We start from the raw sequence: 11,991 nt of genomic DNA on the forward strand, positions 1-11,991 counted from the left end.
GGCCTCTCAGTCCATGACTTTGGGCAGAGCCGCCGCCAACGCGTCGACGGCAAGGCGGACTTTCAGCGGCAGGTGCGGCGTCTGCAGCCACAGCGCATAGCAATCGTACGGAAATTCCGGCTGCTCCGGTAGAAGCTGCAACAATGTGCCCGCCTGGAGGCGGTCGCGGACCAACCAGGACGGCAGCCAGGCGAGCCCCATGCCGGTGACGGCCGCATCGGCGATGGCGTCGAGGTCGTCGAGCCGCAGCCGGCCCGATGGCATGACTTCGATCGGTGGCTGATCGCCTTGCGGAAACAGCCAGGGGCGGACCCCGCCGGAGCGGCGGTAGATGATCGCGGCGTGGCTGCCGAGGTCTTCCAGCCGTTGTGGCATGCCATGCCGATCGAGGTAGGATGGCGATGCGCACACGATCATGCGCTGGCGTGCGACACGGCGTGCGATCAGCCCCGGCTTGTCCTCCAGCTCGCCGGTGCGGATGGCGAGATCATAGTCGTCCTCGGCAAGGTCGGCGAAGCGGTCGTTCATCGACAGGTCGAGCTCCAGCGCCGGATAGCGTCGCGCCAGTTCCAGCAGGATCGGGGCGACGCAGCGTCGCCCGAAATGCACCGGCATGGTGACGCGCAGTTTCCCGCGCGGTTCGGACAGCTGGTCGGCCGCCAGCGCGTCCGCCGCCTCTGCTTCGGCGAGGATCACCCGGCAGCGCTCATAATAAGCGCGTCCGAAATCCGTCAGATTCTGGCGCCGCGTGGTGCGGTTGAGGAGACGTACGCCGAGACGCTGTTCGAGAAACCGGACATGTTTGCCGACCATCGGCCCGGACAGGTCGAGTGCCTCTGCGGTGGCGGCGAACGACCCCAGATCAACCGCTTTAATGAACACCGCCATGCTGGTGAGGCGATCCATATTCGGAACTCCTGGTTTCTACTGTTTAGTCTTCGGCGTCATTTATCCAGTGAGCCTTCCGGATCATAGCTGATTCAGTTCAGTTGTTTTGGAGTTGCCCCAATGGCGCGCGTAGTTCGCTTTCACGATTATGGTGGTCCCGAGGTCTTGCGGATCGAGACTGTAGATGTCCCGCCACCCGGTCCGGGCGAAGTGCAAATTCGCGTCAGGGCGCTGGGCCTCAACCGGGCGGAGGCCTTGCTGCGCGCGGGCACTTATATCGAGAACCCGACATTGCCGTCCGGCCTTGGCCTCGAGGCGTCGGGCGTGGTCGAGGCAACAGGCGAGGGCGTTGAGGGAGTCGCACCCGGCGATGCCGTCAGTGTCGTCCCGCCCGTGTCGATGGTGCGCTGGCCCGCTTATGGCGAGCTGATCACCTATCCCGCCAGTCTCGTCGTCAGGCACCCGCCATCGCTTGGCTGGGAAGAAGCGGCGGCGCTGTGGATGCCCTATCTCACTGCATATGGTGCGCTGATCGACGTGGCCGGGCTCGGCGGCGGAGACTTTGTCGTGATCACCGCGGCGTCGAGCAGCGTCGGGATCGCCGCGATCCAGATCGCCAATCGGGTTGGCGCCACCGCCATCGCGGTCACTCGCACTTCGGCCAAGAAACCGGCGTTGCTTGAGGCTGGCGCGACCCATGTCATCGCCGCGTCCGAGGAAGATCTGGAAGCGCGACTGAGAGAAATTACCGGTCCTGACGGCGCGCGGGTCGTGTTCGACCCGGTCGGTGGCCCGATATTCGAGCCGCTGACGGCGGCGATGTCATCGGGCGGCATTCTGATCGAATATGGCGGCCTGAGCTTGGTGCCGACGCCGTTCCCGTTGTTTACCGTGCTGGGCAAGAGCCTGACGCTGCGCGGGTATCTGGTTCACGAAATCCTCGGCGATCCAGCGCGGCTGACGGCTGCGAAGGCGTTCATCCTCGATGGCCTGGCGGCCGGAGCGCTCAAGCCGGTCATCGCCAGGACCTTCCCCTTCGACCAGATCGTCGAGGCGCATCGCTATCTCGAATCGAACGAGCAGTTCGGCAAGATCGTCGTGACGATCTGACCGATCAGGCGGCCCTGGCCACGCATTGTTCGGGCAGGTCGAACAGGGTGTGGCCAACGGCGCGAGCGGTCCTGAGATGAACGGCGGGATCACTCGTTTCCGAATCGAGCAGCAATTCCGATGTGGCCACGCAGGCGCCGCAATAGTCGAAGATCCCATGGTCGATCTGGGTCGCCATCGCGCCGGCATAGCCATGCCGGCCATAGGTTCCCGCATCAGCGCCGCCGACACCGATCAAATGAACACGAAGCTTGCCGAGTTTCTTCTCCAGCGCCTGGTCCAGGCTGAAATCGAACGCCCAGCCATTGGCGAATACCCGGTCGATCCAACCCTTGAGCAGCGCCGGCATCGACCACCAATAGACTGGAAAGACCAGCACCAGCGCATCGGCGCGATCGATCCGCGCCTGTTCCGCCACGACATCGGCGGGGGGCGGTGCCTCGCGCCGATGCACCGCGAGGTCGGCTGCGGTGAAGCGTGGGTCAAACCCTTCCGCCATCAGGTCGGCGATTTCGAACGAGTGATCAGGGCTGGACTGCGCCACGCCCTGCGCGACATGCGCGGCGACACCATGGCTGAGCGAGCCCGGATCGGGATGAGCGACGACGATGAGCGCGTGCATGGCGGATACTCCTGCTTGCCGATCGCGGTCGACCGGCCTAGTCTAATATACCTTTAGTAAGTTACCTTTGGTATATTATGATGTCAAGCAATGATCCGCCACGCCGGCGCCTGCCGCGCGAAGACCGGCATCGCCAGCTGCTCGACACGGCGTGGCGGCTGATCCGCGATGAAGGGACTGAGGCGCTGACGCTCGGCCGGCTTGCCGAGCAATCCGGCGTCACCAAGCCAGTGGTCTATGACCATTTCGGCACGCGCGGCGGGCTGCTGGCGGCGTTGTACCGGGAATTCGACGCGCGCCAGACGGCGTTGATGGATGCCGCGCTCGCCGCCAGCGAGCCAACCTTGACGAGCAAAGCGGCGGTGATTGCGTCTTCCTATGTCGAATGCGTGCTCCTGCAGGGGCGGGAGATTCCCGGCGTGATCGCGGCATTGGCGAGTTCGCCGGAGCTTGAGCGGATCAAGCGCGACTATGAGGCGGGGTTCATCGAGAAATGCCGGATCGTTCTCGCGCCCTTTGTCGGCGGCGGGACCATCGCCTCGCCGGGCCTCTGGGCGATGCTCGGCGCGGCCGAGGCGCTGTCCCATGCCGCGGCGACCGGGGAGATCACCGCGGTTGAGGCGCGGGACGAGCTGTTCGAAACGATCGTTGCGATGGTTGCCAGAAGCGAGCGTGGGGCGCGTCAGGCGTAGCGCGATGCGGCCATCGTCACCGTGGTGACCGCAAGCAGGACTGCCGCGAGCCGGCAGGCGACAGCAATGCGCGACCGTGCGGCCGGATCGCCGCCGCCGGCCTTGCGCAACGCGCTGACCGCCGAACCGATGCCCAGTCCCTGCACCGCGGCGGCAATGAGGGCGCAGACGGCACCGGCCGCCAGCCATGCCTCTGCCGCACCGAAACTCCCTTCATGAACGCAGTGCCAGAGATAGATGCCCGACAGCACGGCGACGGTTGCGGCGCCCATTTGCGGGCGAAACAATTGTTCGGCCCCGACGCCGCCGCTGCGCGCGAGCGTGAAGGTCGAGCCCGCCCAGAAGACGGCGGCGAGAATGTGAAGGGACAAAGCTATCATCAACATATGCTGCATGTCATGACTCCGGCCAGGCTGGGTTTATGCTAAATTATATATACAGACTGTATAGTAGAATTCCAAGAGGCAGTGATGACGACGCGTTCCTATGTCAGTCCCGTGCGCACCGCGGCTGCGGCCGAGAAGCGCGAGCGTGTGATTCAGGCTGCCGCCGACCTGCTTCGCGAAGCGGAAGACATTGCCGGTTTCTCGCTGGACGCGGTGGCCAAGGCGGCGGGCGTGACGCGGCTGACCGTCTATCATCAGTTTGGTTCGCGACGCGGGTTGCTGGAGGCGGTGTTCGACGACGTCGCGCAACGTGGGCGGCTGACCCGATTGAGCGAAGCCATGGCCGATACCAACCCCAGGCGCGGGCTCGGCCGGCTGATCGAGATCTTCTGCGACTTCTGGAACGGCGATCCCGCGGTTGCGCGGCTTCAGGACGCGACTGCGCTCGATCCCGAATTCGCTCAGGCGCTGGCCGAGCGTCATGAACGCCGGCGAAAAGCTCTCGATGTGCTGGTCTCGCGCATCGCGCCTGCCGCGTTGCCAGTTGCGCAGCGCGAAGCGGTCGACCTGATTTTCGCGCTCACCAGCTTTGCCATGTTCCGGATGCTGATCCCGGCGCGGTCGCCAGAGGCGGCCTGCGCCATGATCAAGGATGCGGCTGGCGCGGCGATCGATCGGATCGCGCCGATCTGATTACGCGCAAGGGCTTTGCTCGGCGGCGCCGTGGCAATGCTGTTTTTCCGACAATAAGAAAGAGCGCGCCGGCATAGGTTCGGCAGAAGATGGTCTGCCCGATCCTGCGTGATGCTTGAATCGCCGCTGGCCACGGAGCTGAGCGACCGGGCAGAAAGGGCTGACAGCGAGAGATATGTTACACCGGGAATGTACCATATCTTGCCGCCGCTGCGGAGCTGCGTGACCGGGCTGACGGAGCGCGCAGCGGGAGATATGTTACACCGGGAATGTACCATATCCTTCCTCCGCTGCGGAACTGCATGACCGGGCCGACGGAGCACGCAGCGGGAGATATGTTACACCAGTAATGTACCATATCTTGCCGCCACCATTCGCTCTAAGTGTAAATAATATTGTTAAATATCAATTACTTATATGGTATTTTCCAGTGTGTGCCGCGAAGAGCCGATCGCTCATGAAGTCGACAAAGACGCGCAGCTTTGGGGAGAGATGGCGGCTCGATGGCCAGAGGATCCGGAACAGGCCCTCATGCTCGACATGCGCGTCGAGTATGGTCACCAATATGCCCCGATCGAGCTGATCGCGAATGGCGAAGTCAGGCAGGCAGGCAATGCCGAGCCCTTGCTCTGCCATATAGATCAGCGGTTCGATCGTATTGACGATCGCGCTTGCCGGCAGGTCGATATCCCCGGCCTTGAGCGGCCAGCGCTCGAACTTGCCGCTGGTCGCGAAGCGATGTTGCAGACAGGCATGATCGATCAGGGCTTCCGGCCGTTCGGGGATGCCACGCCTGGCGAGATAGGCGGGGGCAGCGACAAGGAGCAGCCGAAAGCTGCCGAGCAGGCGAGTCATCAAGCGTGAATCGGCGATCTCGCCGGCGCGAATGACGGCATCGAACCCTTCGTCGATCACATCGACAAGCCGGTCAGTGAAATCCAGGTCGAGCTCGATCTCGGGATAGGCATGCATGAACGCACTGAGCGTCGGCATCATCAGCATGCCGGCGAGCGGCAAGCTGACGCGCAGCCGCCCGCGTGGCGCTTCCTGAGTGCGGGCGATCTCCTGCTCGGCGGCTTCGATCTCGCTGAAGATCCGCCGGCAGCGGTCGAGGAAGCGCGCGCCCTCCGGCGTCAGGGTGATGGTTCGCGTCGATCGATGCAGCAAGCGCACGCCGAGCCGCTCTTCCAGTCGGGCGACCGCCTTGCCGATCGCGGATGAGGACACGCCGAGACGTCGTCCGGCCGCCGTGAAGCTGCGCGCTTCGGCCGCCTGGACGAAGGCCGTCAGCGAGCCGAGATTGTCCATGCGCGCCTCCTATTGCGGACGTATATGTCCGATATAATCGGAACTGAAGCGCAATTCTCCTTTATTCTTCGGCGATCTATCTGAGTGGCCGTACGGAGAACCCGAAGGACGAATCCCATGTCGCCATTGCCAGCCGCGCCACAACTGCATGATCGCTTTCCCTATTCCGCCATTGTCGATCGCCCGCCGTTGCGCTGGCCGAACGGGGCGCGGGTGGCGGTGTGGGTGATCCCGAATATCGAACATTTCCTGTTCGACCGGCCGTCCAGCTCGATCATTCAGTCGACCACCGGTTTCGTGCCCGACGTGCTGAATTATTCCTGGCGCGATTATGGTGCGCGGGTCGGAATCTGGCGGCTGATGGAGGTGATGGAACGGCACGGCGTGAAGGGGACGGTCGCGCTCAATTCCGATGTCTGCGAGCACTATCCGCGCATCATCGAGGGCGGCCAGGCGCTGGGCTGGGAATGGATGGGGCACGGCACCAACAATTCCACCATGATCAACAGCCAGAGCGAAGGGGAGGAGCGGGAACTGGTCACCACCGTGATCGAGACGATCAGCGGCGTCACCGGCACCCGGCCGCGTGGCTGGCTCAGCCCGGGGCTGACGGAATCGCATCGCTCGCTGGATGTGCTGGCGGCGGCCGGGATCGATTACGTCGCCAACTGGGTGAATGACGAGCAGCCCTATCCGATGCGCGTGGCGAGCGGATCGATGCTGTCGCTGCCATATTCGGTCGAGCTCAACGATTATACTGCCTTCCTCGAACAGGGGCAGAGTGGCGAGGCGTTTGCCCAGGCGATCCGCGATCAGTTCGATGTGCTGTACGAGGATGGCCTGACCACCGGGCGGGTCATGTCGATCTGCCTCCACCCCTTCCTGATCGGCCATCCGCATCGCAGCAAGCATTTCGACCGGGCGCTCGCGCATATCACGTCGCGCGAGGATGTCTGGCTGGCGACGGGCAGCCAGATTGCCGACTGGTATCGATCGAGTCAGCCCGCCGGGTGAAGGCTGGAGCCAATAAGTTCAGGTAACTCTTGTCAGTCATACCCGCGAAAGCGGGTATCCCGCTGCCTTGCCCCGCACTGAGCAGAAGAAGCGGGTTCCCGCTTTCGCGGGAATAACCGGGTGGCTCAATCAAATGTCATCCCATGCTAGAGATCGAACGATTGTTGCGCCGGCGGCGGCGGCCCGAGATGCACGCCTTCCAGCTCAAGCATATGCGCTTTCGCCACCGAGCCGCCCGGCGCCGAGAATCCGCCGACCTTGCCGCCGGCCGCCAGCACGCGGTGGCACGGGATGATCAGCGGCACCGGATTTCTCGCCATCGCCTGGCCGACATCGCGGGCGGCTTCCGGGCCGGCGCCAAGTTCCTTCGCCAGCGTGCCATAGGTGGTGGTCTGGCCCCAGCCGACCTGTCGCGCGGCGGCATAAATCTGCTCGAAAAACGCCTCCTGCTCGCCGATGTCGAGCGTGACGCCGGAAAAGTCGATCTCCTCACCCTCGAAATAGCGCTTCACCGTAGCGACCAGATCGAGCAGTTTCGGCGAGGCGATGCCGCGCTCGGCACGGGGGAGGCGGCGCAGCACATTGCGCTCGGCCGCCTCCGCACTTGAGTCCGGAAGCTGGAAGCGGGTGATGCCGACCTGATTCCACGCAATGGCGCAATAGCCGGCGGCAGTTGCGAAGATCAGATAATGATGCCCATTCCCGTCCATGGCTGGCTCCCGCGGCGCTGAGTCCGTTCCCGGTTCGTGCGCAACGCCTGGCGTGTCAAGCCCGGTGAGTATCGTCAGCCCGCCGGCGCCTGCCAGCCTCCTCCCAGTGCCTTGAACAGATCGACCCGGGCCGAGCTCAACTGCTGCGTGGATTGCGCCAGCGCCGCACGCGCATCGATCAGGTCGCGTTGCGAGACCAGCGTGTCGAGCAGCGAAATCGAGCCGGAGCGATAGCGTGCCTGGGCCATGCGATAGGCATTCTCCGCCCGATTCCTGGCCTCCGCCAGCGCCTTGTTGCGGTCACCTTCGGCCGCATAGCTGGCCAGCGCCTGTTCGGTTTCCTTGAGTGCGGTCAGCACCGTTCCGTCGAAAGCGGCGAGTGACGCGTCGCCCTGCGCCTTTGCCTGAGCGATGCGCGACCGCGCGACGGTCATGTTGGGGAAGCTCCATGACAGCAACGGTCCGAGCGAGAAGGAGAAGGAATTGCTGCCCTTCACGTCATCGTTGCGGAAGAAATTGCCCGATCCGCCCAGCGTGACACGCGGGAACAGGTCAGCGGTTGCGACCCCGATCCGTGCGGTATCGCCGGCCAGCCGCCGTTCGGCTTCGCGAACATCGGGGCGGCGTCGCAGCAAAGCCGCGCCGTCACCGACCGGCAGCGCCGCGATCGGCGTCGGTACCTGGACACAGGCTGCCGCTGCCGCCGGAATTCCCGACGGCGTTTCGCCCATCAATGCGGCGAGTTCGAACAGGGCAACGCGGCGCCGGCCCTCGAATGGCGCGATCGCCGCACGCGCATTGGCGACAGTGGTCGCTGAACGCTCGACATCGAATTTGCCGACTGACCCGGCCTTTTCCTGCGCCGTCACGACGCGCAGGCCATCCTCGGCGGTCTTGAGCGAGGCATGCGCGATTGCCGCGGCATCGCCAAAGGCACAGGCATCGAGATAGGCGCGCGTCGTTTCCGCCGCGACGGTCGCCCGCACGCTGTCGCGCACGGCTTCGATCGCCTGAGCGTCGGTGCGCGCCGCCTCGATGGTGCGGCCAACCCGGCCGAACAGATCGGCCTCCCAGGCGATCGACAAGCCGGCATTATAGGAAAATTGCTGGCCCTGTTGCCCCCCACCTTGCTGCTCACCGCCTGCCTGACCGCCACCGCCCTGAATGGCGTCGCCATAGGAGACGCCTCCCGAGACATTGGTGCCGGGAAGACGCGCCGACCGCGCTTCGCCGACGATGGCGCGTGCCCGCGCCAGATTGGCGACCGCGACGCGCAAATCGGTATTCGCCGCGAATGCCTGGCGGATCAGGCTGTCGAGCACCGGGTCGTTATAGAGCCGCCACCAGTCATCGGGCAGCGCCGCGCCGGCATCGACGCCGGCGGGATTGGTGACGAAAGGCCCGGCCGCGGCCACCGGCGACGGCGGCGCGATGTAATTGGGGCCGACTGCGCAGGCCGCCGTCAGCAGCGGCAGGGCCAGGATGATCTTACGCATGGGCCACCTCTGCTGCTGCCAGTTCGCGCTCGCGCGCACTTATCGCCTCGGCACGGTGATCGCGCGCGATCAGGCTGTAGACCGTCGGCAGGACGAACAGCGTGAACAGGGTGCCGATCAGCATGCCCATCACCACGACGATGCCGATCGCGAAGCGGCTTGCCGCACCGGCGCCGGCGGCGAACAGCAGCGGCAACAGGCCGGCGACCATTGCCGCAGTGGTCATCAGCACCGGTCGCATCCGCACCGCGGCGGCGCGGCGGATCGCGGCGACCCGGTCGAGCCCGTCATGCTTCTGGATTTCGTTGGCAAAGGTCACCATCAGGATGCCGTGTTTCGAGATCAGGCCGATCAGCGTCACCAGGCCGATCTGGGTATAGATGTTGAGTGTCGCATAGCCGAGATAGAGCGGCACCAGCGCACCGCACACCGCCAGCGGCACCGTGACCAGGATGACCAGCGGGTCGCGGAAGCTTTCGAACTGCGCGGCCAGCACCAGGAAAATCACCACCAGCGCAAAGGCAAAGGAGATAGTCAGCCGATTGCCTTCGGTGACATATTGGCGGCTGTCGGCGAGCCAGTCGACCGTCGCGCCGGGCGGGAGTTCCTGTGATTTCAGGAAGGCGACCGCCTGGCCCATGGTGACGCCCGGCGCCAGCACGGCGGACAGGGTCGCCGCATTCATCTGGTTGAACTGCGGCAGCATATTGGCTTGCGGCCGCATATCGACCCGCACCACCGTCGAGAGCGGAACCAGCGCGCCGGATGCCGCCTTGACGTAGAAACGGCCCAGGCTGTCGGGGGTCAGCCGCTGTCCCTGCGGCACCTGGGTGATCACGTCATAGGAGCGGTCGTGCCAGTTGAAGCGGTTGGTGTAATTCTCACCGACCAGCACGGCGAGCGTGTCGGCGATCGCCTCCATCGTCACGCCGACCTGGCCCGCCTTGGCGCGATCGATCGTGATGCGCGCCTCCGGGCTGTCGAAAGCGAGATCGCTGTCGACAAAGGCGAACAGGCCGCTGCCCCAGGCCGCACCCTTGATCTTCTCCAGCGCGGCATAGATTGCCGGGAATTCGTCGGACGAGCGAAGCACCATCTGCACCGGCAGACCGCCGCTCGAGGCGGGCAGGGGGGCGGGCTGAAAGGCGGTCGCGTAAATGCCGGTGATTGCCGACCCTTGCGCATTGAGCTTCGCCTGCACGGTATCGGCGTTTTCCGCGCGGTCGCCCCATTCCCTGAGGATCACCCCGCCAAAGCCGTTATTGACGCTGCTGCCGCCATTGTCGAACCAGCTGCTGACATAGTCGGGCAGGGCGCGGAACATGCGCTCGACATCCGCAGTGTAGCGCGAGGTATAGTCGATATTGGCATATTGCGGCGCCTTGGTCGCGACGAAGACATAGCCCTGGTCCTCCTGCGGCGCGAGTTCGCGCTGCGCGCCGGTGAACAGGATGACGATTGCCACCAGCACCGCGGCACCGACTGCGAGCACCGCCGGCCGTGCGGCAAGCGTGATGCCGAGCAACCGGTCATAGCCCTGGGTCACGCGGCTCATGCGATGTTCGATCGCCTTGGCGAACCGTCCTTCGGCCAATTTCCCGTGCAGCAGCCATGAGCTCATCATCGGTGACAGGGTCAGCGCCACCACGCCGGAGACGATCACTGCGCCGGCCAAAGTGAAAGCGAATTCGCGGAACAGCGCGCCGGTCAGGCCGCCCATCAGGCCGATCGGGGTATAGACCGCGGCAAGCGTGATGGTCATCGCGATCACCGGCGTGACGATCTCGCGTGCGCCGACCAGTGCCGCCTGTACCGGCGACAGGCCTTCCTCGATATGGCGGTGGATATTCTCCACCACCACGATCGCGTCATCGACCACCAACCCGATCGCCAGCACCATGGCGAGCAGAGTCAGCAGATTGAGCGAGAAGCCGAAGGCGAGCATCAGCGCCGCAGTGCCGACCAGCGACAAGGGGATGGTCAGCACCGGAATGATCACGGCGCGGACCGAGCCGAGGAACAGGAAGATCACGATCACCACGATCACGATCGCTTCGATCAGCGTGTGGGTGACCTCATCGATCGCCGCATTGACGAAATGCGCGACGTCGAACTGGCTGAACACTTTCAATCCGGGCGGTGCGACGCGCTGTACGCCGGGGATCAATGCGTTCACTGCCTTGACGATCTCGAGCGGATTGGCGTCGGGGGTGGGCGAGATCGCGATCGTCACCGAACGATGCCCGTTGGTGACCGATTTGCTGTCGTAATTCTGCCCGCCAAGTTCGACCGTTGCGACGTCACCGAGCCGGACCGGGCCGGTCGGCGTGCTCTTGACTACCAGTGCGCGGAAATCCTCGATCCCGGTCAGATCGGTGCCCGCAGTGATGTTGACCGCGGTGTCGGCACCCTTGAGTTGGCCGGGGGCCGCCTGGACGTTGTTCGCCCGCAGCGCCGCCGAGACATCGCTCGCCGACAGGCCGCGCGCGGCGAGCCGGCCGGGATCGACCCAGATGCGCATCGCCAGCGTCTGCCCGCCGCCGATCTCCGCCGAGGCGACGCCGGGCACCGCGGTGATCTGCGGCTGCGCGATGCGGGTGGCGAAATCGGTGATCTGCGGAATGGTCAGCGTGTCGCTGACGAACGCGACATATTGGATCCCCGATGCGCCGTCGGTGATCTTGGTGATCACAGGGTCGTTGGCGCCCGTGGGCAAGCGGTATTTGACCTGCTGGATCTTGGCCAGCACCTCGGTCATCGAGCGGTCGGCATTGGCGTTGAGCACCAGCTTGGCCTGAATATGGCTCTTGCCCTGAGTCGAGGTGGAGGTGAGATATTCAATGCCGTTGGCGGTCGCGATCGCCTGCGCGATCGGGGTGGTGACGAAGCCCTGCATCACGTCCTGGGTCGCGCCGGGATAGCCGGTATCGACCACGATCGTGGCGCTTTCCATGCGCGGATATTCGCGCATCGGCAGCAGGAACAGCGCAGCGCCGCCGACCAGCAGGATCAGCAGGCTGACCACCACCGACAGGATCGGGCGACGGATGAACAGATCCGTGAAGCGCATGA

General features: G+C 64.7%; 11 protein-coding genes. 4 read left to right on the forward strand and 7 right to left on the reverse strand.

Features of this window, described 5'->3' with window-relative positions; genetic code table 11:
• Positions 1-6: 6 nt before the first annotated feature.
• Positions 7-906, reverse strand: a complete 900-nt coding sequence (locus H3Z74_RS03265) for a LysR family transcriptional regulator (protein ID WP_187762576.1) — start codon at positions 904-906, stop codon at positions 7-9.
• Between the two features lie 102 nt (positions 907-1,008).
• Between H3Z74_RS03265 and H3Z74_RS03270 the strand changes: the two genes are divergently transcribed.
• Positions 1,009-1,998 carry a zinc-dependent alcohol dehydrogenase family protein gene (locus H3Z74_RS03270; RefSeq protein ID WP_187762577.1) on the forward strand — a complete coding sequence of 330 codons (990 nt, stop codon included), beginning with the start codon at positions 1,009-1,011 and terminating at the stop codon, positions 1,996-1,998.
• 4 nt (positions 1,999-2,002) lie between these two features.
• Here the strand turns inward: H3Z74_RS03270 and H3Z74_RS03275 are convergent, their stop codons facing one another.
• On the reverse strand, positions 2,003-2,620 hold the full coding sequence (locus tag H3Z74_RS03275) for an NAD(P)H-dependent oxidoreductase (protein WP_187762578.1): 618 nt from the start codon (positions 2,618-2,620) through the stop codon (positions 2,003-2,005).
• A gap of 80 nt (positions 2,621-2,700) precedes the next feature.
• Here H3Z74_RS03275 and H3Z74_RS03280 point away from each other — a divergent pair, with 80 nt between their 5' ends.
• The gene (locus H3Z74_RS03280) at positions 2,701-3,312 is read left to right on the forward strand and encodes a TetR/AcrR family transcriptional regulator (RefSeq protein ID WP_187762579.1); all 612 of its coding nucleotides are present in this window, start codon (positions 2,701-2,703) and stop codon (positions 3,310-3,312) included.
• On the opposite strand, the gene H3Z74_RS03285 is transcribed toward H3Z74_RS03280, so the two are convergent.
• Positions 3,303-3,707, reverse strand: a complete 405-nt coding sequence (locus tag H3Z74_RS03285) for a hypothetical protein (RefSeq protein ID WP_187762580.1) — start codon at positions 3,705-3,707, stop codon at positions 3,303-3,305. The two genes, H3Z74_RS03280 and H3Z74_RS03285, sit on opposite strands and share 10 nt — an antisense overlap.
• A 75-nt stretch (positions 3,708-3,782) precedes the next feature.
• On the opposite strand from H3Z74_RS03285, the gene H3Z74_RS03290 reads away from it, so the two are divergent.
• Complete coding sequence (locus H3Z74_RS03290) at positions 3,783-4,391, forward strand: TetR/AcrR family transcriptional regulator (RefSeq protein WP_187762581.1); 609 nt, start codon at positions 3,783-3,785, stop codon at positions 4,389-4,391.
• 405 nt (positions 4,392-4,796) lie between these two features.
• Here the strand turns inward: H3Z74_RS03290 and H3Z74_RS03295 are convergent, their stop codons facing one another.
• On the reverse strand, positions 4,797-5,699 hold the full coding sequence (locus H3Z74_RS03295) for a LysR family transcriptional regulator (RefSeq protein ID WP_187762582.1): 903 nt from the start codon (positions 5,697-5,699) through the stop codon (positions 4,797-4,799).
• 117 nt (positions 5,700-5,816) lie between these two features.
• On the opposite strand from H3Z74_RS03295, the gene H3Z74_RS03300 reads away from it, so the two are divergent.
• On the forward strand, positions 5,817-6,713 hold the full coding sequence (locus H3Z74_RS03300) for a polysaccharide deacetylase family protein (protein ID WP_187762583.1): 897 nt from the start codon (positions 5,817-5,819) through the stop codon (positions 6,711-6,713).
• A gap of 146 nt (positions 6,714-6,859) precedes the next feature.
• Here H3Z74_RS03300 and H3Z74_RS03305 read toward each other — a convergent pair whose 3' ends face one another.
• The 3 genes from H3Z74_RS03305 to H3Z74_RS03315 form a co-directional block, all read right to left on the reverse strand.
• Positions 6,860-7,423: a methylated-DNA--[protein]-cysteine S-methyltransferase gene (locus H3Z74_RS03305; protein WP_187762584.1), complete on the reverse strand. Its 564-nt coding sequence runs from the start codon at positions 7,421-7,423 to the stop codon at positions 6,860-6,862.
• Between the two features lie 74 nt (positions 7,424-7,497).
• On the reverse strand, positions 7,498-8,919 hold the full coding sequence (locus tag H3Z74_RS03310) for an efflux transporter outer membrane subunit (RefSeq protein ID WP_187762585.1): 1,422 nt from the start codon (positions 8,917-8,919) through the stop codon (positions 7,498-7,500).
• Entirely contained in the window at positions 8,912-11,989 is a 3,078-nt protein-coding gene (locus H3Z74_RS03315; RefSeq protein ID WP_187762586.1) for an efflux RND transporter permease subunit, read from the reverse strand. Before H3Z74_RS03315 ends, H3Z74_RS03310 begins: the two co-directional genes overlap by 8 nt.
• Between the last annotated feature and the right edge of the window lie 2 nt (positions 11,990-11,991).

Origin of the sequence: Sphingomonas alpina (assembly GCF_014490665.1) — a bacterium.
GTDB classification, from domain to species: Bacteria; Pseudomonadota; Alphaproteobacteria; order Sphingomonadales; family Sphingomonadaceae; genus Sphingomonas; species Sphingomonas alpina.